The sequence below is a fragment of the Leptospira abararensis genome (assembly GCF_016918735.1).
In the GTDB taxonomy this organism is placed as follows: domain Bacteria; phylum Spirochaetota; class Leptospiria; order Leptospirales; family Leptospiraceae; genus Leptospira_A; species Leptospira_A abararensis.
In genome coordinates, this window is sequence record NZ_JAFFPR010000050.1 from 147,415 (window position 1) to 173,007 (window position 25,593).

Genomic DNA, 25,593 nt, shown 5'->3' on the forward strand with positions numbered 1-25,593 from the left:
TTATTCTTGTTTCACCCATTGGTTGGATTTAAAATACTTATTAATCAAAACTTGAATTTTGCCTGTGCGTTTTAGTTCCTTAATGAAAAAATTTAAATTATAAAGGAATTCCACATCTCTCTTAGCAGTTGCCATACTGATATGGTCTTCCTGAACCACTCCCAAAATTGGCAAATAGTTGGCTCGGAGCGAGGAATCTTTTTGTAGTAGCGCTTGAATATAAAACGAATCCGCAACGAAAGCATTTACATTATTTTTCTTTAATTCATTCAATGCTGCTTCATTTGTAAAATAAGAGAAAATCTGAGCCTTTGGAAAAGCATCTCTTAAAAATTGATGATTTGAACTGTTGGCAAGTACAGAATAAGAAATTCCTGTAATGTTTGTTAGGTCATTTAAATTACGAAACAATTGAACGGTAACAATCTGTCCTTCTGGTTCGGGGGGAAGGGCAGTTCGATTGACTAAAGCTGCCGGCGTAGATATTAAATAAGGATCCGTAAAATATACATCTTTAAATCGATTGATGGAAGATGAAATTCCTGCCATCGCAATCTGTGTGTCACCCTTTTCTAACATTCTTGCATGTTGATCAAACGTACGTAAGGGAATGATTTTTAAATCCACATCAAGAAATTTTGCATATTCTTGAGCCAACTCCACATCTAACCCTGGAAAATTAGGGTTAGGATTTTCAATATAGAAAGGATCATAAAATTCATTCACGGAAACTGTAAGGGTTTTAGTTTTTTTTATTTTTTCTAAAACCTGACTCGATTGACCAAATAACGAAACAGATAGAAAAAAAAACAGAAAGGATATAAACCTAATATTATGGTTCCTGGAAATTGGCAACATCCCCATTACCTTTTCTTTGGAAATAGAAACGGCAAGGAAAAATTAAGGATTGATCAGTACAAATTCTGTTCTACGATTTTTTTTAGACGATGCCTCATCTGTACCTTGCACCATTGGTTGCGTTGGTCCTTTTCCATCGGTCGAAAGCCGTTTGGAATCCACTCCTTTAGAGACTAAATACTGTTTAACGGATTCTGCCCTTTCTTTTGAAAGAACCATATTGTCTTCCAACGTTCCTGTTAAATCTGTATGGCCGATGATTTTCATTTTCTTCTCTGAATTTTCATGTAAAAAGTCAACAATAGCATCCAAAGAACCTGAGGATTCCGGTTTCAAAACTGAGGATGCACGTTCAAAGTATATAGAATCTAAAGAGATTTTATTGGATTCCTCCAATTTCTTTTGAACTATATTATCTTGTTTGGGAACAGAAGCAGTAAATATATCAAATGATCTTCCTTCCACCCTTCTGCAAAATAAAAAAGTTTTTTTCACCTGCTGAAAAACTATGTATGCTTCATCTTCTGTTGAATTAATGGGAGCACCCAAATTCTCAATATCTGTAAAAGTCTCTCCGTCAATTTTAGCCATATACAAATCAAATCCACCATAACCACCAGGTCTATTGGATGAGAAAAATAGAATTTTACCGTCATCATTAAATGCTGCAGCTATAGTCGCATAATTATCATTAATTGGTGTTGGTAAAAGTTTTGGAGTAGACCATGTATTGTTTTGAAATTGGCTAAAGTAAACTTTTGCTAAATTTGGTTTTCCAAAAGGATACCTGGTAAAAAGTAAAGTGTCACCGAGTAGATGAGGATTCTCTTCAATTTCTTCTGTATTTATAGGATTGGGCAAAGCGACAGGTTTGTTCCACGTTTTTCCATTCCAAGTCGAAACATATAAATCTCTAGAAATTCCCACCTTACCGTCAGGTAACATCACTTCAACGGAACCATCTCGATTCGAAGATAATAATAAAGTTTTTCCATCTCTTGCTATAAATGGACTTTGGTCATCATAGGGAGAATTTAATTCATCCACCTCTTCAGGAAAATCCCAGGTGCCATCTTTTTTCCGTTCAGATTTAAAAATTTCCGTATAACCCTTACTGGATCGTTTGGAATAAAAATACAAGGTCTTCGCGTCGGGACTCATCGTTGGTCCAAATTCTTGAAATTCTGTATTGATTGGCCCTTGGATCGGAGCGACGACTAAACTTGGTTCCGGGTCGGGTGTTTGGCTATAAACTGATTTAGGAATTGAAAGAAAGCAAATCAATAGACTAAGATACAATGCACAATAAACGAGATGTGATAAATATCCAGTAATGTTTGATTTTTGATGCACTTTTGTTTTGCGAATATACGCATAACGGTTAAAAATCACTATCACTCGGGAATAAACGTGATTCGCATAACTACCGTTTATCATTGATTTTCTGCTTTGCGTATAAACAGTGCGGAATTGCGCTTTAACCCATTGCGCATAAATCCCACCTATTTGTTGCCAATATCCGAATAAGGTAGATTCCCCAACTGAATGACAAACCCTTTTAATAGTTGAGAAAATTAAGAAAATAGAATAGGGCATTTGACACCTCGGTCATCTGCCCTTAAATTTTTAACGGATGTATGGTTTTAATACATCTGGAATTTGGAAGGATCCATCGGCTGACTGGTAATTTTCGATCACTGCTGCGAGTGTTCGACCGATCGCAAGACCAGAACCATTCAGAGTATGGACGAGCAGGTTTTTTCCTTCCTTTGACTTGTATCGAATTTTTCCGCGTCTTGCTTGATAGTCTTTGAAGTTAGAAACAGAAGAAATTTCCATAAATCGACCAAGACCGGGCATCCAAACTTCAATATCGTAGGTTTTAGAAGAGGCACTCGACATATCTCGACTACAAAGTAACATCACTCGGTAGGGAAGTTTCAATTTTTGCAAAATCGATTCGGCATCTTGAAGCATTTTTTCGTGTTCTGATTGGGAGGTCTCTGGTTCGACAAATTTAACCAATTCTACTTTTTGAAATTGGTGCACCCGAACAAGACCCCTTGTGTCACGTCCATAGGAACCAGCTTCCCGTCGAAAACAAGGAGTGTGGGCGCATACTGAGATAGGTAACTCTTTTTCGGATATGATTTCATCCCGGTAGTAATTTGTTAGTGGAACTTCGGCTGTGGGAATTAAATTGAGACCGTCTTTTTCCAGTCTGTAAAAATCCTCCGCAAACTTAGGCAATTGACCTGTAGCTGTCATGGATTCATCATTCACAAGCACCGGAACCCACATCTCTTCATATCCATTTTCAGATGTATGGGTATCAAGCATTAGGTTCATGAGAGCTCTTTCCAGTTTGGCACCAAGGCCGCGATAGGTGTAAAATCTGGCACCAGAAAGTTTCACTCCCCGTTCAAAATCAAAAATACCTAATTTTTCCCCAATATCAAAATGGGTTTTTGCTTCAAAGGATAGATTTCGAACTTCTCCCCACTCTCGAACGAGGACATTGTCTGCTTCCGATTTTCCCTCTGGGACAGAAGGATCGAGTATGTTCGGAAGACCTAAGTTTAGGTCATGTAAGGACTCTTCTTCTTTAGTTAACTCTTCTTCAATGGCTTTGATTTGATCACCCACACCTTTCATGGATGCAGAAATTTCAGTGATGTCTTTTCCTTGTGATTTTTGAATTCCGATTTCTTTTGAAACCCGATTTCGCTCCGCACGTAGGTCTTCCACTTCCAATTTTAACTTTCGTTGTTTTTCAGAAACAGATTTGATTTTTGCTTCAATGTCAGCGGAGGCGACACCTCTCTTTTGTAAGGTGGAAAGTAATTCTTCTGGGTTTTGGACAATACGGTTGATATCAAGCATGGTGATAGGCCTTTCTTTCAGTAAATTTTATGGAGTTTTGATAGATACGATCTGAGACTTCTGCATTAGATTCTGTTCGTAAGGAAAACATCTTCTCTAATACAAAAGGTAAATGTGAGGAATCATTTCGTTTTCCTCTATGTGGCATCGGTGATAAAAATGGTGCATCCGTTTCAATCAGAATGGTTTCTAAGGGAATTTTACGCGCTGCTTCTTGGATATCAGTAGCAGACTTAAACGTAACAATCCCAGAAAAAGAAACATAGTAACCTAAATCCACAAACTGTTTGGCAGCTTCATAATCATAAGTAAAACAATGAATCACACCAAACGCTTTTGTTTTGTATTCTTTTAATGCTTCATACGTATCTGCAAAGGCATCGCGCGAATGAATCACAACAGGCAATTTATAATCGGAAGAAAACTGTAAAAACTTTCGAAGCACTTCATTTTGCTCCAATCGAGTACTCGCATCATGATAGAGATCGACACCAATCTCTCCAATGGCTGAAAATTTAGGATCATCCATTCGGGATTTTGCTAAATCTAAAATTTGATCTGCATTCGGGAATTCATGGGTTTCCGTAGGATGGCAACCAATGGAATAAAAAATCTCTAATTCATTAGAGGAATGAGTTTCTGAAATACGAACAGCTTCTTTAGAACTTGGCAAATCAATCCCGATTTGCACCATTCGGTCTACTCCAGCCATTCGGGATTTCGCCAGAGTTTCTTCAATCTCTTGGCCTTGTTCCCGAATTATGTCTAGGTGGCAGTGTGTGTCGATGGTTGAATATCCCATAAATAGCAAGATTTGTAATTTCCACTGGATGAAAATGAAAATTCAATCGAAAGATATAGTGGGTGCCTTAACTTTTGTTTAAATAGTCGAAGGTCTCGAAAGAACGTGGAAGTAAAACAAAGACTACATTTAATTTTTTACCGTTTGCGGTATAAAGTCCAGGAATGGAAGCTTAAGTTATCCCAACGTTATGAGGATCTTGACAAAAAAGGACGTGAACGTCTGACCATTATGGTCATTCCTCATACCGACCGCAAAACCATAAACTTTGTCATCTCCTACAAAGCCATTTCTATCTTTATCGGAATCATGGTAGTGCTTCTTGTGATCAGCGCAGTGAATGTTCTATCACACAGTGGATCCATCCACCAACTCACAGAACTCAATTTAACGAACAAAGATTTTATTCGACAATCTTCTAAGATGAAGGAAGAGGTAAATTCCCTTCACGAAACCATCCAATACTATTATGAAAGAATTTCTAACCTCTATATCAAATTAGGAGGAGATCCTTCTCGAGTTTCGAAAGGGATGGGTGGACAAGCAGGACAATTTCTCGCATTACAAGGAACACCTCAATCCGACATTACGGATGAATCCTTTCGCATCAAAGAAGACATTCATAATTTAAAGTTATCTTCCGAACTTTCAGAAGAGATCATCAAACTTATCAAAAAAAGAAAGAGTATCATTCGAAACACCCCATCCATTTGGCCAACTAAGGGATATGTTTTGTTTCCCTTTGGAAATTATATCTCTCCTGTCACTGGCAAAGAAGAGTTTAACCGTGGACTCGACATTGGATCTTTTCCGGGTGCCGAAGTCATTGCCACAGCACCTGGTATGGTTTTCGATACAGGATATTCTCCTGCGACTGGTTATTACGTAAAATTATCTCACAGGTTTGGATGGAAAACCATCTACTCCAACTTGGATCGAATTCGTGTTAAGAAAAATGAAAAACTCTCCAAGGGCGACATCCTAGGTTATGTTGGAAAATCTCCAGAAAATCCGATTTACCACCTTCATTATGAAGTGCATGTTGGTACCCAAGCGTTGAATCCGTTTTCGTTTCTCAACCAAATTCAAGAATAATGTCCAACCCATCTACAGAAGAAGAATTTTTAGTTAATAGCATCATTGGAGAAGGCGCCGAGTTCGTAGGCGAATTCAAATTCCCAGGCCTCATTCGTATCGATGGAAAATTTCGGGGAGTTCTCGAAACCACCGGAAAGGTGCTTATAGGAAAGTCTGGAATCGTCGATACAGATATCAAAGCACGTGTGGTCGTTGCCGGAGGAGAAATCCGCGGTAACATCTATGCAACAGAACGAGTCACATTACTTTCTAGCTGCCGATTAGAAGGGGACATTGTCACTCCTCGTCTGATCGTAGAAGAGGGTGTAGTGTTTCACGGAAAATGCACGATTAACCCCACTCGTCATTAGGCGGGTTTATGATCATCCAAAACAACAACCCTAAGTCGGTATCCACTCAGGCGAAAAAAGGGTCCAAAGAAAAACTCTCCAGCTCCCTTGGTCCGGTTGATGAATCCAAACAAAGTTTTTTAGATATTTTAGAATCCATTGTTCCCGCAGGAAAAGAAGAAACTAGAGAACTAAACGAACTCTGGAAAGATCTACCTGATTTGGAAAAGGAACTCATCAAAGATCCAAACCACAAAAACCTCGAGTCGTATAAAAAACACATCAAACAAATTGCAGAGCTCATCCTCAAAAGAAACTACAAAGTGATGCAAGCCCCACAACGCGGACGAAATGACCAAAAGGATGTTCGGTATGTCAAGGTTGTGGATCAAAAATTGGACTTACTCGCAAAAACTATGTTTTCACCGAACAACAGCGCGTTTGTAATTTTGAAACAATTGGATGAAATCAGAGGTCTACTTATTGATCTAAAAGGATAATTCTTTGCAAACACCTGATCGGCCTAAGTCTAAAAACATCCGCGTTCTCTCAAAAACTTTTTCATATTTAAAACCCTACAGATTCCAAATGGCACTTTCTTCCTTTGCCCTCCTCTTCACAGCAGGGGTTACCTTGGGACTAGGACAAGGTTTACGTCATTTGGTAGATGCCGGATTTTCAGCCAGGTCCAAACAAGAATTAGGTTACTCACTCGCATTCATCATATTAGTTGGGATCCTTCTTGCGATCGGAACCTATATTCGTCACTACACAGTTTCTTGGATTGGAGAACGAGTTGCCTCTGACATTCGAAGGGATGTATTCAAACATATCATCTTCATCCACCCCAGTTTTTTTGAAACCAATTCTCCTGGGGAGATTCAGTCCCGAATTACAACGGATACCACACTCATCCAAACGGTCATTGGATCATCCGCATCGATTGCCCTCAGAAATATTTTGATGTTTGTGGGAGGAATTATATTTCTTTTTATCACCAATGCCAAACTCTCAATGATAGTACTTCTTAGTGTTCCCTTCATTGTGTTTCCGATTTTGTATTATGGAAAAAGAGTGCGTAATCTTTCCCGTAGCACCCAAGATAAAATTGCAAGTATTGGAACTTACGTGAGCGAATCCCTTCTCAATATTAAAATCCTACAATCCTTCCACCACCAAGAAGAAGACATCCTAAAGTTTACTCAGACGGTGGAAGGCGCTTTTGATGTCGCTGTCGCACGGATCAAACAAAGAGCACTCCTCATTGCAGCGGTGATCCTTTTTATCCTCACAGGAATCAGCGTGATGCTCTGGATCGGCGGAACTGATGTGTTGGAAGGAAAAATCACTGGTGGGGAACTCATCGCGTTTTCTTTTTATGCAATCATGGTTGCCAATAGTGTCGGAGCTGTATCCGAAGTGTTAGGTGATTTGCAAAGAGCCGCTGGTGCTACGGAACGACTGATGGAACTACTTCTATCTGAATCGGAAATTCGCGATCCGCAATTTCCAACTCCTATCTCTACAATCATCCAACCAGTATCCGAAATCCATTCCCTTAATGGCTCCTCCAAACGTAACGGCCTGAAAATCAATTTAGAAAATTTATATTTCTCTTACCCATCCCGTCCTGATCACCAAGCTCTGAAAGGGATTCATTTAGAAATTCCGGCAAACAAAACAACGGCCCTTGTTGGTCCTTCTGGCGGAGGAAAGAGCACACTTTTTGAACTCATTCTTCGCTTTTATGATCCCACGAAAGGAAGTATTCGGATTGAAGGTGTGGATCTGAAAGAACTCGCTCTCAAAGATTTGAGATCCCTCATTGGTTTTGTTCCCCAACAACCCATTCTCTTTAGCGGAACCTTACGTGAAAATATTGCCTATGGAAAACCAAGTGCAAGTTTTGAAGAAATAGAGAAGGCAGCAGAGAATGCATACGTAACTGAATTTTTAAATCAACTTCCTGATGGATACGAAAGTAATCTAGGACATTTAGGAACGAGACTTTCCGGAGGACAAAAACAAAGGATAGCGATTGCAAGAGCCATACTTCGTAATCCGCGAATTCTTCTTTTAGATGAAGCTACATCGGCACTTGATTCGGAATCCGAACAAATGATCCAACGTGCTTTGGATTTTTTGGTAAAGGAAAGAACAACCATAATGATCGCCCATAGACTTTCGACAGTTGTGAAATCAAATCAGATTGTTGTGATTAAGGAAGGGGAGATTGAGTCCGTCGGTACTCACGACGAACTCATGAAAAAAAGTGAATTGTATGAACGATTGGCGAAGTTACAGTTTCACACCGAGTTGCTCTAGGATTCTTTCCATGTCACTTAAGTTGGCGTAAGAGAAAACGATCTTTCCTTTTCCATTCGTTTCATTATGAGCCACTTCCACTTTGGAACTGTATTTGTTTCTCAGTTTTGTTTCTAACTTGATGATGCTACCATCTCGTTTGTCTGGACCATGAGAGGAAGGCTTTGATTTCTTATCTGGGTTCAAAAGATTAGAAACATAGTTTTCTACCTCACGAACATTCCATCCTTCTGCGATTACCTTTTGTCCTACTTCGTATTGTTTTTTGGAATCAGGAATGGAGAGAAGGGGACGAGCCTGGCCTTCCGAAAGTTTACCTTCTTTTACCCAATCTTGTAGAGGTTTAGGCAATGCCAAAAGACGAATCAAATTGGAAATGGTCGCACGATTTTTTCCCACACGAGTCGCAAGATCTGTAACCTTTAACCCACGTTTGTCGATAATTGCCTGATAAGCCAAAGCTTCATCCATTGGATTTAAATTTTCCCTTTGGATGTTTTCAATCAGAGCAAGCTCCATCATATCTGCTTCAGAAATGTCCCGTACGATGGCTGGTATTTTAGCAAAGCCGGCAAGTTTGCAAGCCCGAAGTCTACGTTCTCCTGCCACCAAAAGAAATCCAGAACCAGAAGGATTCTTCTGAACAACGATTGGTTGGATCACCCCATGTTCTACAATGGTGTTGGATAGTTCTTGGATAGAGGCATCGGAGAATTGTTTTCTTGGTTGGTGCGGGTTTGGTAAAATTTCTGTGACTTTGATTTCACGAAGACCACTCAGTTCTTCTTTAGAAATCTCTACATTGTTTTCATTGACTGGAATTAAATTCCCAAGTCCTCTTCCTAAAACTTTACCTTTGCCGAGTGCCATAAACTTATGCCTTCCCTACAATTTCTTCCGCTAAACTTTTATAACTCTTAGCACCTACACCATCAGGATCATAATAGTTGATCGGTTTTCCAAAGGACGGTGCTTCTGATAATTTTACATTTCGTGGAATGACAGTTTCATACACTTTCTCTTTGAAGTAGTTGCGAACATCTTCTGCTACTTGGTTTGCTAAGTTGGTTCGTTTGTCATACATCGTGAGTAGTACACCTTCAAGTGCAAGAGAAGGATTCCACTGCGACTGCACGAGAGAAATAATTCGCATCAACTGCGAAAGTCCTTCCAGTGCAAAGTATTCTGTTTGTAAAGTGATCATCACCGACTGTGAAGCACAGAGGGCGTTGATAGTAAGAACACCGAGAGAAGGGGGACAATCGATTAGAATATAATCATAAGATTCTTTGATCGAAGCCAAAGCATCTTTCAATTTGAATTCCTTCTTATCCATTCCAAGAAAGTCAACTTCCAAACCGGAGAGGTTGATGTTGGAAGGAATGATATCCAAATTGTTTACGAAAGTTTTTTGAACCGCTTCTCTTGCAGAAAGTTCTCCAATCAAAACTTCATAAGTAGTTTTATGTAAAGACTGCACTTCCAACCCAAGACCCGAGCCTGAGTTTCCTTGCGGATCAATATCGAGTAGAAGAACTTTCTTTCCCAATTCAACAAGATTGGATGCCAAGTTAATCGCCGTGGTCGTTTTACCGACTCCACCTTTTTGGTTACTGATCGAAACGATTTTACCCATTCTTGCTTTTAGTCTCCTTTACGATTTCTTTCCAGTCGCGGGGGTATCCCTTTTTAGGAAGGGAATTCTTTTGCAGTATTTTGATATGTCTCTTTCCCACAAACTCTAATTCGGGAATGGGAATTTCTTTTTTCAAATAGAAACCATTGTTGGTTAGAACTTCTGTTTCTTTCTCCAAATCCTGGTAGGGTTGTGCAAGGAAGGGACATAAGATTCCTTTTTGCTTCACCATCCGTGCTGTCACTTCCGCAATGTATGGATAAGGAACCATGGCTCTTGAAGTGACCACATCAAAATTAGAATTGATTTCTTCTGTGCGAGCGTAAATAAACTCGACTCGCTTTTTCACTTTGGAAAGACTACCACTCTCTATCTCTGTTTCTAGGAGTACGAGTTTTCGTTTTTGAGAATCTACAAGAAAGACATGGGGGGCTTTTTTTAAGAGGGCGAAAAGAAAACCGGGAAGACCAGGGCCGGTTCCAACATCGGCCACGTTTGTTTCACGTGAAACAAATCCTGTGCTTTTTAGTTTCCAAACATAGATCATCGATTCCAGAATATGTCTCTCGAGGATTTTCTCTGAATCGTTTCGCGAAAAGAATCCCCCCTTCTCATTGTCTCGCTTGAGAAACTCATAAAAATTCTTCACTAGTTCCCAATCAAACTCAGGTTCTAGTGTAGGAAATAGATTAGGGATGATGGCTTGGATTTCTTCTTGGATCGTTTTTTCTGACATAATCTCGTTATCGTTTTAAATGAATTCGCCGATGTCTCCAGTAGGAGAACTCTTTTCCATGATTCGAATCATCAGTTTTTTAATCATCCTTTCCTTTCCTATTTTAGGTTACACACCCGGCAAGTGGTCCCACAAAGATGCCTACCTTTTTAAAAAAATTAAAAAAGTTCCTAATAAAGAAATCGTCCGCAATGCAGAAGGGCAGGTGGTTTATGTCGCCGAATATGAATATAACACTGATGGAAAACTGATCAGCGAAACCTATTCTGATAAAGAAGGAAAAGGTGATGGCAAAACAACTTTTCGCTACACCGATGGCCTCGTCTCTAGTGAAGAAGTCTATGACAACGGTGGTCACCTTGTTGAACGTAAAGACTTTCAATTCAAAGGTCGTGCTTTAAAAAAGATGAATGTGAAAGATGGAGAAGGAAGACTTCTCATCGTTTATTCTATCGAGAGTGATGGGGAAGGAAATGTATTTGCGGCCGAAGGGAAGAACTTAGAAACCAAAGACAATGAATCCTTTCGTTTTCAAATAGATCCGAAACGTCCCAATGTCCAAATCCAATACCTGACAGATGACAGAAAAAAAGGTTTAGGTGAGATCCATTTCAAATTCGATACAAAAGGAAATCTTGTCGAAAGAGAATTCTTTCAAGGTGAAAACCGACGAGTGCATAAACTCAAATATAAATCAGATGGAAGTTTGGAGTCCCATTCGTTTCACGTGAAACAGGGAGACAACTGGCTCCTAGAAAAGACCCACGTGCTCGTTTATGATTAAAGGAAATTGAAACCTTAATTGGAAAAGTTGAACCTTGGGACAAAGTGCTGATCAGACAAGAGTTGGAAAGTTTGAATGAATCGATCCTGGTGAACTTAATCTCGATTTAGTTTAATCCAGAAATTGATAATCGAAAGGGACTCATTTGGATGTTTAATATTTAGATTTTCTTTCGTAGGTTTAAAAGTATTTTGCAACGTATCCAAATCTGTAAATCAAGGAACTGATTGGAAAAGTAAACACAGTTGGTATCGAAAGTAATTCAGAAGAATCCTTTCGAGATGAAAAGTAAAAACCAAGAAGATATCCTTCTTGGTTTTTTTATTTGAGGTAGATTCTTTTTTGAATGCTGAATGGATTCTCTATCACGAATCAATTTCTATCGTCTGTCCACCAAATGGAAGAGCAAAAGATCTACATCAGAAGGATCCACTCCGGAGATATGAAGAGCATTTTCCAAATTCAATGGCCGATGTTTTTCTAACTTTACCACAGCTTCAGTCTTCAAACCTTTCACACTGGCGTAATCAAAATCAGAAGGAATCTGAAAGTTTAAGAATTTATTACGATACTCAATTGTCTCAAGCTCTCGTTTCAAATATCCTTCGTATTTGACTTCCATTTCGAGAACTGCTTTCTCATCTTCATTCAAGGATTGTAACTCAGAAAGAATTGGTTCGATATCTTTGATTTTGATATCGGAACGTTTTAAAAAGGAAGCTACGGTGTGACCGAATTTATAATTTTCAATCTTTCTCTCTTCCAAAACCTTAGTGAGTTCCTCTGTCGGTTTCATCGAAGTCACAAACATTTGCGATTTGATTTTTTCAATCCGAGCATAACGATCTTTCATATCTGTATAGAGAGATTCGTCTACAAGTCCCATCTCATAACCATATTGCATAAGCCTTCTGTCGGCATTGTCTTGGCGAAGGAGTAGGCGGTATTCTGCACGGCTTGTAAACATTCGATAGGGATCTTCGACTCCCTTATAAACCAAATCATCTACAAGAACTCCGATGTAAGATTCACTTCGTTTGAAAAGAATGGGATCTTCTTTTCTGACAGAACGAATCACATTGTATGCAGCGACAAGTCCTTGGGCGGCCGCTTCTTCATAACCAGTGGTGCCGTTGATTTGACCTGCATGATAGAGGCCCTTCACTTTTTTTGTCTCGAGTGTGGGATTTAATTCTGTTGGATCTACATAATCATATTCAATAGCATAACCCGGACGCATCAGTTCCACTTCTTCCAAACCTCTGATGCTGCGAAGAAACTTCCATTGTACTTCCTCAGGCAAACTTGTGGAGACACCATTCAGATACATCTCGTTGGTTTCATACCCTTCGGGTTCGATAAAAATTTGGTGGCGATCCCTTTCAGCGAAGCGAACTACTTTGTCTTCAATCGAAGGACAATACCTTGGTCCAATACTTTTGATCTGACCGGAATACATCGGAGAGAACTCCAAGTTTTGTTTAATCAGTTCATGAGTGGTATCGTTGGTATAAGTGATGTAACAAGGAATTTGTTTACGGTCAATCTTCGTCGTTGCGAATGAAAAAGGACGAGGGTTCTCATCTCCTTCTTGAACATCAAGACCCTCAAAGTTGATTGAGTTTTTGTGAACTCGTGCAGGGGTTCCTGTCTTTAATCTTCCCAGTCGCAACTCAAATCTGGCAAGCGTATGAGAGAGACCTTTCGTTGTTGGCTCTCCAATACGACCGGATTCTTTTTGGTAAGTTCCAATATGAATCACACTTGAAAGAAAAGTTCCTGTAGTTAAGATTACATGTTTGGTATAAAATGTAAACCCGCGGCCAGTGATGACACCTGCCACTTGGTTTCCTTCCACAATCAAATCCTCAACCGTGTCTTGTCTGATCGAAAGAGTTTTTAATTTTTCCAACTGGTGTTTGATCATCAGTTGGTATTGTTTTTTCTCTGCTTGCGCACGAGGAGCCCAGACTGAAGGACCCTTAGATGTGTTTAACATCTTAAATTGAATTCCAGTTTGATCAATGACTCGACCCATAAGACCACCCAGAGCATCGACTTCACGAACCATATGCCCTTTGGCAATACCGCCAATCGCAGGATTACAACTCATCTGTCCAATGGTATCTAAGTTCATTGTGATAAGGAGAGTTTTGAGACCAGCCTTTGCAGAAATATAAGCGGCTTCTGTTCCGGCGTGTCCTGCACCGACTACGATACAATCAAATTGGTTGGGATAAAAGGATGGATTCATATTATGTCTTCTTAAGTATTTGCTCGTATCAAAACGAGGGTGAGTTTAGATTCTAGTTCTACTCTCTAGAACGATATCAAAACCAGCGGCCTAAGCTTCGAGAGAAAAAAAGATAAAATTCATTTTCTAATTTTGAAACTTCAGAAGATTGGAAGGATAGGAATCTCAATGGCTCAGAATTCATTCCCTTATACATACTTTGAAGGAAAGATCGTTCCTTCCGAAGACGCAAAAGTCAGTGTCCAAACCCATGCCTTACAATATGGAACCGGAGTTTTTGGTGGTATCCGAGGATACTACAACGAAGCCAAAAAAAATCTTTATGTCTTCCGATTGCCGGAACATTGCAAACGTCTTGTGAACTCCACAAAGATCATGCAGCTTCAAATCAAAATCACACCAGAAGAAATCCAATCGATCATTTTGGAACTGCTCCGTAAAAATGAAGCAAAACAAAATGTGTATCTTCGGCCTTTCATTTATACTTCGGCCTTACAACTTTCTCCCAGATTCCATGATGTGAAAGCAGACATCACGGTTTATGCTTTAAAGTTGGATGACTATCTCGACACTCAAAATGGTCTCACTACGATTGTCTCTTCTTGGCAAAGATTTTCCGATAACCAAATTCCCACTCTTTCCAAAGTAAGCGGTGGGTATGTAAACTCTGCTCTTGCCAAATCAGAAGCCGTACAAAATGGAATGGATGAAGCCATCTTTTTGGATGCGAGAGGATTTGTATCGGAAGGATCTGCGGAAAATCTTTTCATCGTTCGTGATGGAGTGATCCATACACCAACCATTCCTTCTTCTATCTTAGAAGGGATCACTCGTCGCAGTATCATCCAAATTGCAAAAGACTTGGGTTACCAAGTAGTCGAAAGAGACATCGCTCGTTCGGAACTTTACATCGCTGATGAATTATTTTTTTCAGGCACTGGCGTGCAAGTGGCTTGGGTGAAAGAAGTGGATCGACGAGTGATCGGAGAAGGAACCATAGGACAGGTCACCAAAAAAATCCAATCCGTTTTCTTTGAAGCGGTTCGCGGGGAACAGTCGAACTATATGAGCTGGCTCACTCCGGTTTACTAAACACAATGACTGATACTTTGTTTTCATTCGACCAAGTGTCAGGCCAAGATGTTGCTCTGACTTACCTGAAGTCTTTCGTAAAAGATAGGTCCAGAATTCCAGGATCGATTATCTTTCATGGTCCCGATGGAGTAGGGAAGTGGATTGCCGCAGAAAGATTTGCAAGACAACTCCTTTGTTTGGATGGGACGTCTTGTGGCGTTTGTGATTCGTGTCGCCAATTTATGAAAGGAGTCCATCCCGACTTCATTCAATTTCCCAGAAGAAAGAACATTGCGATAGGAAAAGAAAAAGATCCTGAAGACTTTACCATTCGTTGGTTATTGTCTTCACGCATTCCTTACAAACCTCATACCTCGGATTACCGTGTGGTTTTATTTCCAGAAGCCAACCGCATAAACAATGAAGCAGAAACGACACTTCTCAAAACTTTAGAAGAGCCACCATCCCATACAAAGTTTATCCTCATCGTTAATGACTTACGAAATCTAAAACAAACCATCGTATCACGATCAGTTTGTATTCCCTTTAACTATCTCCCGCAAGACGAAATTAAAAAGATCCGAAGAAATGAAATTTCCGAATCCAAACTTTATTATGGTGGATCTCTCAATCCATTTGAAATCGCTGATGAATTTTTGGAAGAGTGGCATGAGAACGTGAGAGAACATTGTCATGATTCTATATTGTTATTCAAATTGGAAAATTGGGTGCGAGACCAGCTAGGAGAATTTCGATCCAATAAAGAAGGACTGACTGGAATTGACTTTTTAGAAATGATTTGTCTTTTACTTCTCTATGAATACAGACAAAAAAACTTTGAAGCCAATGTAGGACGAATCGAAGCCATCTTAGATTTCAAAATGAAGCTACATTATGAAATTCCTGCCTTAGAATACGTTCTTTTATCACAACTTTTTTTAAGACTAGCTACTTAACAACAACCACCTAACAAATAATATTCGGCAATCGTTAGAAAAATATTTTTGGAGACATAATTTTTTTATCAGAGTCGACTATTTTTTCTAGTTTGGATCGTTTCTCAATTTTTCATTTGAATTCTACCTACTTGCTAAAAGTATAGTACCCGATTTCACATTTAGGGCGGGAAACTTGGACAAACGTTGGGAAGAAATTTTAGAAGAAATATCGAAACAGATACCTCCCAAGTACTTTTCCAATTTCATTGCACCACTCCGATTCGAGAAATGGGAGAACCAAGTGGTTCACTTGATGGCACCATCCACAGGAATCAAACGCCATGTGGAAACCAAATATGTGAGTTTTATAGAGGATGCCCTCTACCAAGTGGTCGGTGATCGTTTCAAAGTCTCCATTCTTTCAGAATCCGAAACCTCTTCACAAATTTTCAAAGAAGTTATCCAGTCAAAGTTCGATGAATCTGACTCAGACCTAAATCCAGAATTTATTTTTAGCAATTATATTACTTCTGATTCTAATCGAATCGCTTTTACTGCTGCCAAAAGTGTAGTGGAACAACCAGGGAAATACAATCCACTCTATATCTTTGGACCAGTAGGTGTTGGAAAAACTCATTTGCTTCATGCGATTGGAAACGAGATCAAAAAGAAGGATCCTTGGAAAACAGTTCGCTACGTAAACAGCACCTCTTTTTTAAATGAATTTATTTTTACAGTCCGTCAAAACAACCGCGAGTCTCTTGAGTCTTTCAAAATTCGCTACCAGTCCTATAATGTCTTACTTTTTGATGACATTCAGTTTTTGAATGGTGGGGCAGAAAAAACCCAAGAAGAGTTTTTTGCCCTATTTAATTTCCTTTATGATAGAAAACGCCAGATTGTCATCGCATCGGACAGACCAAGTTACGAACTTCCGTTACACGAAAGGCTCAAATCTCGATTTGTACACGGTCTCCAAGCCGATATCAAATCCCATGACCTAGCCCTTCGCATTGAACTTTTACGTGCCAGCTTTTCCGAATTTAACATTCCTGCTAGTGACAAACTTTTACTCTGGCTCGCCGAACGTTTGGAAGGTGACTCAAGGGCTCTCATTGGAATTGTAAATGATTTGGTTTTGTACAAAAAAGCCTATGAATACTTTTTACTCACCGAAGAGAAAATTCAGGAAATTGCTGAAGCCCGATTTCTCACGAATAAAAAGAGAATTGGGTTCAGTCCAGATATGGTCATTGATTTGGTTTGTGAAAGAACGAATGTGGCACGCAAAGATTTACTAGGGAAGAGCCGTAAGGCCGATTTTATCCCACCTAGGCATTTATGTATGCTCCTCCTGCATGACGTCCTTCACGTGCCTAAAGCACAAATTGGCAGGATTTTTTCGACTACTCACTCCACTGTCATCCATGGAATTGATAAATTCAAAGAACGAATGAAATCGGATTCTCAGTGGGAAGACATTTTCCACTCCATCAAACACAAAATAAGTTTCCAATAACCTGTGATTAACCCGATGACTACCTGTCGATAAACTGTCGATAGGACATAGTCAGTCCTTATTGTCCCTTAAGTGAGTCCATAACTGTTCAAAGCGACATAAATATTGACACTTGCAAAAAGGAAAAAAACTGACATAATTCAATAAAAATTGATGTTTCCAGGCTTTATCGACATACTGACAGAACCAACGGAAACGACATAATATATATAAAGATATATAATATAAATAAGAAGAAGAGGAAAAATGAAATTCACTGTCAATACCACAGACTTCCTAAAAGCAATCAACTCAGTGGATGGTGTCATCTCGGTTCGAGAGATCAAATCGGCTCTTTCCAATTTGAAAATCCAAACAGGTGAAAATGAAGTTTATCTTTCAGCGACAGATTTAGAGATCGCGATCAAAACTTCAGTTCCATCTACCATTGGAGAAAAAGGAACGGCATCATTACCCGCAAAACAACTCTCCAGTATTTTTAAAAATTTAAACTTTGATACAAGTTTACTCACAACGACTGACCAATCCGAAAATTCTGAGACAACCATTACGGATGCTTCAGGAAAGATGGATACTAAGTTTAAAGTCAATGGAATCGATTCGGAAGATATCAAAACGATTCCTAAAGTGGATGAGTCAAGTGTGGTTGAGTTTCCTTGCCAAACCATTCGCGAGATGTTTCGTAAAACTTCTTATGCAATGGCGATTGAAGAAACTCGTTTTGTGTTCAACGGTCTTTTTTTAAAACCAGATAACACTGACTTAATTGTAGTGGGAACGGATGGTCGTAGACTCTCTAAAATTGTCCGTAAATTTCCAAAACAATTTCCATTTAAAAATGGAGTGATTATTCCTCACAAAGCAGTTCGTGAAATGCTAAAGATGATGGAAGGAAAAGAAACAGCAAAGATTGGTTTTGTGGAAGAACAAATTTATGTTTCTTCTGGAAACGTTGAACTTCTCTTTAAACTGATTGATGGAAACTTTCCTGATTATGAACAAGTCATTCCGAAACAAACTTCCGAGTCTGTTCGTGTGGTTAAAGCTGACTTTTTAACTTTCTTAAAACAAGCTTTGATTTCCGCAGAAGAACCTTCGAAACAAATTCGTTTGGCTTTTACAAAAGGAAGTGTAAATATCAGTTCTTCTAATCCAGGAACTATGATGTTTGATCACAACATGCCAATCGAATATAATGGAGAACCAATTACCATTGCCTTTAAAGGTGATTATTTGAGTGATGTGGTAAAAGCTGTGGACGATCCTGAAGTAATTTTAGAGTTCACTACGTCTAGTGCACCGGTTCTATTTAAAGATCCATCGGATAGTGACTTTGTTTCAGTCATCATGCCAATGAAACTTTAATGTTTCTAAAGAAAATTTACATAAAGAACTTTCGTAATCACGAAGAAACAACACTCACTTTCCAATCACGTCTTATCTTTTTTATTGGCAACAATGGAGAAGGTAAGACAAACCTTCTCGAATCCATCTCCCTTCTTTCTTATTTAAAAAGTTTTCGTGAGTCTGATCAAAACCAACTCCTTCGTTGGGATACATCCGATACTTTCATTCGAGCTGAATTTGAATCCGAAGGGAATGAATATCTTTTTGAATATGGAATTGAACATTCTTATTCCAAACGAAAGAAACTAAAAGTCAATGGAGAAGAGTTTAAAAAGATCTCTGACTATGTAGGATACTTTCGTTCGATCGTGATGAGCCCACCAGACATTCTGATTATTGAGGATGGGAATGTGGAAAGAAGGCGATTCTTAGATGCCTTTATCTCTTCCACAAATCGGTATTATTTAAAACAACTCATTGAATATGATAGGCTTGTAAAACAAAGGAATGCGGCGCTAAAAAAGGAAAACTCCACAGATCGTGAAATTGGAATTTGGGATGAACCCATCATCGAACATGATGCGGAAATTCGTGAAATTCGGACTAAAACCATTGAGAGTCTTGCGGGATACTTTCATAAAAACTTACAACAGTTAAGTTCTGGAAAAGATCCCTTCTTTTTGAGCTACAAACCGAACCTATCTTCCAAAGAAGAACATAGGCAAAGGTTAATCGATAACTTACGAAAAGACAGAGCTATCGGTTACACGAGCTGCGGAAATCATCGTGACACACTTCCTATAGGTTTTGATGATAAAGACTTAAGTGGGTTTGGATCTCAGGGCCAAAAACGGAGTGCTGTCATTGCACTAAAAACTGCTTGTTTCCAAATGATCCGGGATACAACGGGAGAAGCACCGGTACTTCTCATTGATGACATCATAAGGGAACTGGATGTCAAACGGAGAGAATACTTCGTGAATTTGATTTCGGAATGTGGACAGGCATTTTTTACTACCACTGATTTAGAAGGAATCAATGAATATGTAGGCAACCTAACAGTAGATAAAGAAATTTACCAAGTGGAAAACGGCAAAGTGAAGGTGTTTTCTTAGATTATGAAGAAAGTCGAACTCTCAGAACTTTTCCAAAGTTTGGAAAAAATGGGTATGGATCGAGAAACTGTCTTTCGTGACCAGATCCTAAAAAAAATCCGATTGCAATGGAATGAGATCGTAGGTGAGTATTTCGGCAAACAAAGTTTCCCTAAAACCATAGATGGCAAAAAACTCACAGTTGTTTGTCGTCACTCCATGATTTCCCAAGAATTGGAGTTCCAAAAGGCCGAACTTCTGACCAAAGTGAACTCAATTACGAACCCGGTTTTACTGGAGAAAATCCACTTCAAAACAGGAAACGAATTCCAAAATCCTAGGTCTTAAAGCCACCCAAATCCCCCCGATTTCACTTGCCCTTCGAAGGTCTTTCTAGGATACTTCCTTTAGGGTATCTTATAAATCTATGTCGAACCAAACCGATCCAAACGCCTATTCAGCCTCGAAAATCAAGATCCTAGAGGGTCTTGAAGCGGTCCGGAAACGTCCCGGAATGTATATCGGAACCCAAGATGAGTCCGGCCTGCATAAGATGGTTTATGAGGTGGTGGATAACTCAGTGGATGAGGCGATGGCCGGCCACTGTACAGAAATTGATGTTCGCATCCTACCTGATCATATCATAGAAGTGCGTGATAATGGTCGCGGGATTCCTACGGGAATCCATCCCGACAAAGGTAAGTCCACAATTGAAGTGGTGCTTACCATTTTACATGCTGGTGGTAAGTTTGAAAATGATGCTTACAAAGTTTCCGGTGGTCTTCATGGGGTAGGGGTTTCTGTTGTGAACGCACTTTCCACTTATTTAGAAGTGGAAGTTCATCAAGAGGGCAAACTCCATTACCAAAAATACCAAGCCGGTGTTCCCGTAGAAGATGTAAAAGTCATCGGTGATACTACACATCGCGGAACGGTTGTTCGTTTTAAAGCGGACGATTCTATTTTTACCACAGTTGATTTTTCTTTTGATACATTATCTGCCAGATTTAGAGAGATAGCATTTTTAAATAAAGGACTTCTCATTCGTATTGAAGACCAAAGAAAAGAAGAAGTTGCGAGTCATGAATTTAAGTTTGATGGTGGGATTGTTTCTTTTGTAGAATATATCACAGAAGCCAAACATCCGCTTCATAAAGTTTTACACTTTGTGGGAGAAAAAGAAAATGTTTGGGCAGAGATTGCTCTTCAATACTGTGATACATATAGTGAAAATATTTTTTGTTTTACCAACGCGATCAACAACAACTTAGGGGGAACTCACTTAGAGGGATTTAGAACTGCCCTCACAAGAACTCTGAATGACCACCTAAAGAAAGACCAAATTTTATTTAAAAAACAACCCAATGGTTTGCAAGGGGATGACATTAAAGAAGGACTTTGTGCCGTTATCTCCATTAAAATCCCACAACCACAGTTTAACTCCCAAACCAAAGAGAAGTTAGTGAATGCAGAAGTAAAGGGACTGATGCAAACCATCACGGGAGAAGGACTCAATCGTTTCTTTGAAGAAAATCCTGCTGTCATTAAAAAGATTTTAGAGAAATGTATTTTAGCATCCAAAGCGCGGGAAGCTGCAAGAAGGGCTCGAGACCTTACCAGAAGGAAAACTGTTCTCGAAGGTGGTGGTCTACCGGGAAAACTTGCCGATTGTTCCGAAAAAGATCCTGAACATTGTGAGTTGTATCTTGTTGAGGGGGACTCGGCAGGGGGATCGGCAAAACAAGGGCGAGATCGGAATACCCAAGCGATTCTCCCACTCAAAGGAAAAATTCTTAACGTAGAAAAAGCTCGTTTGGATAAAATCTTATCAAACGAAGAAATTAGAACCTTAATCACTGTTATGGGAACGGGAATTGGGGATGATGAGTTTAATATCGATAAACTTCGGTATAAAAAAATCATTATCATGACGGATGCGGATGTGGATGGTTCGCATATCAGAACTTTGTTACTTACATTTTTCTTTCGGTATATGAAACCCATCATCGAAACAGGTTCATTGTTTGTCGCACAACCTCCGTTATATCTTTTGAAATTTGGTCGAGAAGCAGTTTATGTTTATTCGGATCGCGAAAAGGATGAAATTTTGAGAGCCAGACCAAACGATAAAGTAACCATACAACGATATAAGGGACTTGGAGAGATGAACCCGGAACAACTTTGGGATACAACTATGGATCCAAAAGAACGTGTTATGTTACAAATTAAGTTACAAGATTTTGTAGAAGCAGAGGATACATTCAATATCCTTATGGGCGATGAAGTGTCTCCTCGCCGTCGTTTCATTGAAGCGAATTCATACAAAGTTGCAAATTTAGATCTTTAATCGGAATTAGGACAGAAAAATGACCGAACAAAACGGCCAAGAAAACGAATCAAACAAAACCTTAGCACTGAATCTTTCCGGTAGACCAGACGTAGCCGGAGCTCTAAAAGCTGGTGTAAGGGTCATTCCGGTGGAAATCGAAGACCAAATGAAGGAAGCTTACCTAGATTATGCGATGAGCGTAATTGTTGGCCGCGCACTTCCCGATGTCAGAGATGGATTAAAACCAGTTCACAGACGTGTTCTCCATGCGATGAATGAAAGAGCTTGGAGATCAGACCGTCCTTATGTAAAATCAGCGAAAATTGTTGGGGAAGTGATTGGTAACTACCACCCTCATGGTGACTCACCTGTTTATGAAACCATGGTTCGTATGGCCCAAACTTTTTCCATGCGAGAAACTCTGATCGATGGTCAAGGTAACTTTGGATCTGTCGACGGGGACAACGCGGCAGCTTATCGTTATACAGAAGCAAGGCTCACAAAACTTGCTGAAGAACTTCTAAAAGATATTGAAAAGAATACTGTCAGTTTTTCGCCAAACTTTGATGATACGAGACAACAGCCGGATGTTTTACCAGCCAATTTTCCAAACATTTTAGTCAATGGATCTACGGGAATTGCTGTGGGTATGGCAACGAACATTCCACCGCATAACCTGAAAGAATCGGTGAATGCTGTCATTGCACTCATTCAAAATCCTGAGATCACACTTCCGGAACTCATGAAAATCATTCCCGGACCGGATTTCCCTACTGGTGGAACCATTATCGGTGGGGAAGGTCTCTATCAAGCTTACGCTACGGGTAAGGGTTCGATTCGGATTCGTTCCAAAGTGGATATCATCGAAAACAACAAAGGTCGCGAGATCATCGTGATCAATGAAATTCCTTACCAAGTAAACAAAAAGAACTTACTCGAAAAAATCGGGGACTTGGTGAATGAAAAGATCATTGAAGGGATTTCTGAAATTTTAGATCTTTCTGATCGAAAGGGAATTCGCGTTGAGATTCATATCAAAAAAGATGCCAACGCACAAGTGATTCTAAACCAGTTGTTTAAACTCACCCAACTACAAGTGAGTTATGGAATCACCATGCTTGCGATTTTGGACAACCGTCCAAAAATCTTTTCTCTGAAAGAAATTCTAAAAGCCTATGCGAATCACAGAAATGAAGTCGTTATCAAACGTACAGAATTTGATTTAGACAAAGCACAAAAAAGAGCACATATTTTAGAAGGTTTGCGCATTGCACTCGATAATATCGATGAAGTGATTCGTATCATTCGTGCCTCTAAAGATGCGAGAGAAGCGCAAGGATCTTTGATGTCTACTTTTGCACTTTCTGAGCTGCAAGCAGATGCCATTTTAGAAATGCGTTTGCAACGACTCACATCACTCGAAGTGCAAAAGATCATTGAAGAATTAGAACAAGTGAGAATTCTCATTGCTGATTTGGAAGATATCCTTGCTAAACCAGAGCGAGTGAAATCAATTATATGCGATGAGCTTGGAAAGGTTGCACAATCTTTTGGAAACACTCGCTCCACAGAAATCAGTCTCGAGTCCTTAGAATCCTCAACTTTTAATGCTGAAGATTTGATCGCGGATGAAGAAGTGGTGGTCCAACTTTCTGAAGATATGTTTATCAAACGTCTACCTATGGATACGTTCCGACGCCAAAAACGCGGTGGAAAAGGTGTACAAGGTATCTCGACCAAACGAGAAGACTTTGTTAAAAAACTCAGCAGTGCGATGACTCATGACAACTTGATGTTATTCTCAAACAAAGGCCGCGCCTTCCTAATGAAAGTGTATGAATTGCCAATTGGTTCCAAAGAAGCACGCGGAAAGTCTCTCAAAGCAGTGATCAATTTGAATGATGATGAAATCATTACATCGTTATTCACTTTTAGAAACTTTGACGAATCCTATCTACTTATGGTTACTAGAGAAGGATTTGTGAAAAAGATCCAACTGGATGAATTCACAAATACTAAAAAATCGGGAATCATTGCGATCGGGCTTCGCGATGGAGATGAACTCATCGATGTGATTGCCAATCCAAATAACTACGATGTGTTTATCGGAAGTAAAAATGGTCTGGCGATTCGAATGAATTTGAATGAACTTAGGTCGCAAGGTAGAACTGCTTCGGGTGTTACCGCGATGAAGTTGGAAGACGATGATGCGATTGCCGGGATTACAAAAGTAGAACCTGAAACTACATTATTCTGTATTTCTGAAAATGGATTTGGTAAACGTACGGATTTCGAAGAATTCTCAACTAAAGGTCGTGGTGGCAAAGGGATGACCTATTTTAAAATAGGTGAGAAAAACGGAAGGTCTGTTGGTATTGCTACTGTGAAAGATGACGATGAACTTCTTGTGATTACTCAATCAGGTATGGCCATTCGAGTAGAAGTAAAAACAATTTCCATGGTAGGGCGTTCCGCAATGGGTGTCAAAGTTGTAAATACCAAAGACGAAGACTTTGTAAAAGACTTTGCAGTTGTTCGGGACTCAGAAACTGAATCTGAATAGTTAGAGAGATCGTATGATAACCATCGGGAATGTAACAATCAAAGGCGATGTTGTTCTTTCTCCGATGGCTGGTATTTCTGACAGTCCGTATAGACAAATTACTAGACGCTTTGGCTCTGCTTTTGCATATACGGAATTTGTTTCCACAGAACAGTTGTTACTGGGAAATACAAAATCTCTTGATATGTTTCGTTATTTAGAAATAGAACGACCCATCTTTTTTCAAATCTTTGGTTCCGATTTAGAAACTGTTGTAAATGCTTCTGAAATTGCTGCTTCCAAAAAACCAGACGTGATAGACCTCAATATGGGATGTTCTGTGGCAAAAGTTTCCCATCATGGTTCCGGTGCGGGACTTTTACGGAATGTCCGTTTGGCAGGTGCCATGATCGAAGGGATACGGAAAAAAACAGGCCTTCCTGTAACTGCAAAAATTCGTCTGGGTTGGGATTCTAATTCTTTAAATTATTTAGAAACAGTCAAAGTTTTAGAAGGATCAGGTGTCTCTGCGATTTCTGTCCACGGCAGAACGAAAGCGATGGCCTACACTGGGCTTGCGGATTGGAACGCAATAGGTGAGATCAAATCTAAAGCTAATGTTCCCATTTTTGGGAATGGAGATGTGGCTAGTTTTACAGAAGCTTTAGAAAAAAAAAAGAAGTATGGAGTGGATTTGGTTCTTATTGGTCGCAAAGCCATTGGAAATCCTTGGATCTTTTCTGACACACCAAAAGAAACCAGAACTTGGTTAGAGATAAAAACTGTAATTTTAGAACATTTAGATCGTATGTTAAACTTTTATCCCTCAGAAGATGATTATGCTTTGATTCTCTTTCGGAAACATTTTATACGATATATAGAAAATATCGGTTTTCCCGATGAGAACAAACGAGAGTTATTGCAATTTACAAATGTGAGTCAATTTTTAGATAGATTGGAGTCTATTTCTATAGATTCAAAATTTTTAGAAACAAGCGAAATAAAAAACGAGAATATAAACTGTGAAACGTTTGTTTAGTCTCGC

The 25,593-nt window shown here is 39.4% G+C and carries 22 protein-coding genes; 14 read left to right on the forward strand and 8 right to left on the reverse strand.

Annotated features, from left to right (window positions below; all coding sequences use genetic code 11):
• From JWG40_RS14300 to JWG40_RS14315, 4 genes are all read right to left on the reverse strand, one after another.
• Positions 1-858 carry a substrate-binding periplasmic protein gene (locus JWG40_RS14300; protein WP_205286458.1) on the reverse strand — a complete coding sequence of 286 codons (858 nt, stop codon included), beginning with the start codon at positions 856-858 and terminating at the stop codon, positions 1-3.
• A 42-nt stretch (positions 859-900) separates the two neighbouring features.
• On the reverse strand, positions 901-2,295 hold the full coding sequence (locus JWG40_RS14305) for an OmpA family protein (protein ID WP_408611526.1): 1,395 nt from the start codon (positions 2,293-2,295) through the stop codon (positions 901-903).
• A 189-nt stretch (positions 2,296-2,484) separates the two neighbouring features.
• Positions 2,485-3,741 (reverse strand): serine--tRNA ligase, encoded by a 1,257-nt coding sequence (serS, locus tag JWG40_RS14310; RefSeq protein ID WP_205286460.1) that lies wholly within the window; start codon positions 3,739-3,741, stop codon positions 2,485-2,487.
• Entirely contained in the window at positions 3,734-4,543 is an 810-nt protein-coding gene (locus tag JWG40_RS14315; RefSeq protein WP_205286461.1) for a TatD family hydrolase, read from the reverse strand. The genes serS and JWG40_RS14315 overlap by 8 nt, the downstream gene beginning before the upstream one ends.
• Positions 4,544-4,648: 105 nt before the next feature.
• Between JWG40_RS14315 and JWG40_RS14320 the strand changes: the two genes are divergently transcribed.
• The 4 genes from JWG40_RS14320 to JWG40_RS14335 are packed head-to-tail and all read left to right on the forward strand — an operon-like array spanning position 4,649 to position 8,295.
• A complete protein-coding gene (locus JWG40_RS14320; protein ID WP_205286462.1) occupies positions 4,649-5,638 on the forward strand; it encodes a M23 family metallopeptidase in 990 nt (329 codons plus the stop codon).
• Positions 5,638-5,991, forward strand: a complete 354-nt coding sequence (locus JWG40_RS14325; protein WP_002972551.1) for a bactofilin family protein — start codon at positions 5,638-5,640, stop codon at positions 5,989-5,991. The genes JWG40_RS14320 and JWG40_RS14325 overlap by 1 nt, the downstream gene beginning before the upstream one ends.
• Positions 5,992-5,999: 8 nt before the next feature.
• Positions 6,000-6,470: a YaaR family protein gene (locus JWG40_RS14330; RefSeq protein ID WP_205286463.1), complete on the forward strand. Its 471-nt coding sequence runs from the start codon at positions 6,000-6,002 to the stop codon at positions 6,468-6,470.
• A 4-nt stretch (positions 6,471-6,474) separates the two neighbouring features.
• Positions 6,475-8,295, forward strand: coding sequence for an ABC transporter transmembrane domain-containing protein (locus JWG40_RS14335; protein ID WP_205286464.1), 1,821 nt, complete (start codon positions 6,475-6,477; stop codon positions 8,293-8,295).
• Here JWG40_RS14335 and JWG40_RS14340 read toward each other — a convergent pair.
• The 3 genes from JWG40_RS14340 to JWG40_RS14350 are packed head-to-tail and all read right to left on the reverse strand — an operon-like array spanning position 8,269 to position 10,667.
• On the reverse strand, positions 8,269-9,165 hold the full coding sequence (locus JWG40_RS14340; protein WP_205286465.1) for a ParB/RepB/Spo0J family partition protein: 897 nt from the start codon (positions 9,163-9,165) through the stop codon (positions 8,269-8,271). The genes JWG40_RS14335 and JWG40_RS14340 overlap by 27 nt on opposite strands.
• A gap of 4 nt (positions 9,166-9,169) precedes the next feature.
• A complete protein-coding gene (locus JWG40_RS14345) occupies positions 9,170-9,931 on the reverse strand; it encodes a ParA family protein (protein WP_205286466.1) in 762 nt (253 codons plus the stop codon).
• Positions 9,924-10,667 carry an RsmG family class I SAM-dependent methyltransferase gene (locus tag JWG40_RS14350; RefSeq protein ID WP_205286467.1) on the reverse strand — a complete coding sequence of 248 codons (744 nt, stop codon included), beginning with the start codon at positions 10,665-10,667 and terminating at the stop codon, positions 9,924-9,926. Before JWG40_RS14350 ends, JWG40_RS14345 begins: the two co-directional genes overlap by 8 nt.
• Positions 10,668-10,725: 58 nt before the next feature.
• On the opposite strand from JWG40_RS14350, the gene JWG40_RS14355 reads away from it, so the two are divergent.
• Positions 10,726-11,451, forward strand: a complete 726-nt coding sequence (locus JWG40_RS14355; protein ID WP_205286468.1) for a hypothetical protein — start codon at positions 10,726-10,728, stop codon at positions 11,449-11,451.
• A gap of 379 nt (positions 11,452-11,830) precedes the next feature.
• Here JWG40_RS14355 and mnmG read toward each other — a convergent pair whose 3' ends face one another.
• Complete coding sequence (gene mnmG, locus JWG40_RS14360; protein ID WP_205286469.1) at positions 11,831-13,705, reverse strand: tRNA uridine-5-carboxymethylaminomethyl(34) synthesis enzyme MnmG; 1,875 nt, start codon at positions 13,703-13,705, stop codon at positions 11,831-11,833.
• Positions 13,706-13,873: 168 nt separating this feature from the next.
• Here mnmG and JWG40_RS14365 point away from each other — a divergent pair, with 168 nt between their 5' ends.
• The 9 genes from JWG40_RS14365 to JWG40_RS14405 all read left to right on the forward strand — a co-directional run bounded on the left by JWG40_RS14365 (position 13,874) and on the right by JWG40_RS14405 (position 25,587).
• Entirely contained in the window at positions 13,874-14,797 is a 924-nt protein-coding gene (locus JWG40_RS14365) for a branched-chain amino acid transaminase (RefSeq protein ID WP_205286470.1), read from the forward strand.
• Positions 14,798-14,802: 5 nt separating this feature from the next.
• A complete protein-coding gene (locus JWG40_RS14370; protein WP_205286471.1) occupies positions 14,803-15,735 on the forward strand; it encodes a hypothetical protein in 933 nt (310 codons plus the stop codon).
• Positions 15,736-15,910: 175 nt separating this feature from the next.
• Positions 15,911-17,236 (forward strand): chromosomal replication initiator protein DnaA, encoded by a 1,326-nt coding sequence (dnaA, locus tag JWG40_RS14375; protein ID WP_205286472.1) that lies wholly within the window; start codon positions 15,911-15,913, stop codon positions 17,234-17,236.
• 246 nt (positions 17,237-17,482) lie between these two features.
• Positions 17,483-18,601, forward strand: a complete 1,119-nt coding sequence (gene dnaN, locus JWG40_RS14380) for a DNA polymerase III subunit beta (protein ID WP_205286473.1) — start codon at positions 17,483-17,485, stop codon at positions 18,599-18,601.
• Complete coding sequence (gene recF / locus JWG40_RS14385; protein WP_205286474.1) at positions 18,601-19,698, forward strand: DNA replication/repair protein RecF; 1,098 nt, start codon at positions 18,601-18,603, stop codon at positions 19,696-19,698. The genes dnaN and recF overlap by 1 nt, the downstream gene beginning before the upstream one ends.
• Before the next feature lie 3 nt (positions 19,699-19,701).
• A complete protein-coding gene (locus JWG40_RS14390; protein ID WP_205286475.1) occupies positions 19,702-20,025 on the forward strand; it encodes a DciA family protein in 324 nt (107 codons plus the stop codon).
• A gap of 79 nt (positions 20,026-20,104) precedes the next feature.
• Positions 20,105-22,024 carry a DNA topoisomerase (ATP-hydrolyzing) subunit B gene (gyrB, locus tag JWG40_RS14395; RefSeq protein WP_205286476.1) on the forward strand — a complete coding sequence of 640 codons (1,920 nt, stop codon included), beginning with the start codon at positions 20,105-20,107 and terminating at the stop codon, positions 22,022-22,024.
• A 19-nt stretch (positions 22,025-22,043) separates the two neighbouring features.
• Positions 22,044-24,569 carry a DNA gyrase subunit A gene (gene gyrA / locus JWG40_RS14400; RefSeq protein ID WP_205286477.1) on the forward strand — a complete coding sequence of 842 codons (2,526 nt, stop codon included), beginning with the start codon at positions 22,044-22,046 and terminating at the stop codon, positions 24,567-24,569.
• A 13-nt stretch (positions 24,570-24,582) separates the two neighbouring features.
• Positions 24,583-25,587 carry a tRNA dihydrouridine synthase gene (locus JWG40_RS14405; protein WP_205286478.1) on the forward strand — a complete coding sequence of 335 codons (1,005 nt, stop codon included), beginning with the start codon at positions 24,583-24,585 and terminating at the stop codon, positions 25,585-25,587.
• Positions 25,588-25,593 lie beyond the last annotated feature (6 nt).

Excerpts from the sequence above, each read along its gene's own strand:
- JWG40_RS14300 (WP_205286458.1), bottom strand. The coding sequence starts at position 858 with ATGTTGCCAATTTCCAGGAACCATAATATTAGGTTTATATCCTTTCTG.
- JWG40_RS14305 (WP_408611526.1), bottom strand. The coding sequence starts at position 2,295 with ATGATAAACGGTAGTTATGCGAATCACGTTTATTCCCGAGTGATAGTG.
- serS (WP_205286460.1), bottom strand. The coding sequence starts at position 3,741 with ATGCTTGATATCAACCGTATTGTCCAAAACCCAGAAGAATTACTTTCC.
- JWG40_RS14315 (WP_205286461.1), bottom strand. The coding sequence starts at position 4,543 with ATGGGATATTCAACCATCGACACACACTGCCACCTAGACATAATTCGG.
- JWG40_RS14325 (WP_002972551.1), top strand. The coding sequence starts at position 5,638 with ATGTCCAACCCATCTACAGAAGAAGAATTTTTAGTTAATAGCATCATT.
- JWG40_RS14330 (WP_205286463.1), top strand. The coding sequence starts at position 6,000 with ATGATCATCCAAAACAACAACCCTAAGTCGGTATCCACTCAGGCGAAA.
- JWG40_RS14340 (WP_205286465.1), bottom strand. The coding sequence starts at position 9,165 with ATGGCACTCGGCAAAGGTAAAGTTTTAGGAAGAGGACTTGGGAATTTA.
- JWG40_RS14345 (WP_205286466.1), bottom strand. The coding sequence starts at position 9,931 with ATGGGTAAAATCGTTTCGATCAGTAACCAAAAAGGTGGAGTCGGTAAA.
- JWG40_RS14350 (WP_205286467.1), bottom strand. The coding sequence starts at position 10,667 with ATGTCAGAAAAAACGATCCAAGAAGAAATCCAAGCCATCATCCCTAAT.
- JWG40_RS14355 (WP_205286468.1), top strand. The coding sequence starts at position 10,726 with ATGATTCGAATCATCAGTTTTTTAATCATCCTTTCCTTTCCTATTTTA.
- mnmG (WP_205286469.1), bottom strand. The coding sequence starts at position 13,705 with ATGAATCCATCCTTTTATCCCAACCAATTTGATTGTATCGTAGTCGGT.
- JWG40_RS14365 (WP_205286470.1), top strand. The coding sequence starts at position 13,874 with ATGGCTCAGAATTCATTCCCTTATACATACTTTGAAGGAAAGATCGTT.
- JWG40_RS14370 (WP_205286471.1), top strand. The coding sequence starts at position 14,803 with ATGACTGATACTTTGTTTTCATTCGACCAAGTGTCAGGCCAAGATGTT.
- dnaN (WP_205286473.1), top strand. The coding sequence starts at position 17,483 with ATGAAATTCACTGTCAATACCACAGACTTCCTAAAAGCAATCAACTCA.
- recF (WP_205286474.1), top strand. The coding sequence starts at position 18,601 with ATGTTTCTAAAGAAAATTTACATAAAGAACTTTCGTAATCACGAAGAA.
- JWG40_RS14390 (WP_205286475.1), top strand. The coding sequence starts at position 19,702 with ATGAAGAAAGTCGAACTCTCAGAACTTTTCCAAAGTTTGGAAAAAATG.
- gyrB (WP_205286476.1), top strand. The coding sequence starts at position 20,105 with ATGTCGAACCAAACCGATCCAAACGCCTATTCAGCCTCGAAAATCAAG.
- gyrA (WP_205286477.1), top strand. The coding sequence starts at position 22,044 with ATGACCGAACAAAACGGCCAAGAAAACGAATCAAACAAAACCTTAGCA.
- JWG40_RS14405 (WP_205286478.1), top strand. The coding sequence starts at position 24,583 with ATGATAACCATCGGGAATGTAACAATCAAAGGCGATGTTGTTCTTTCT.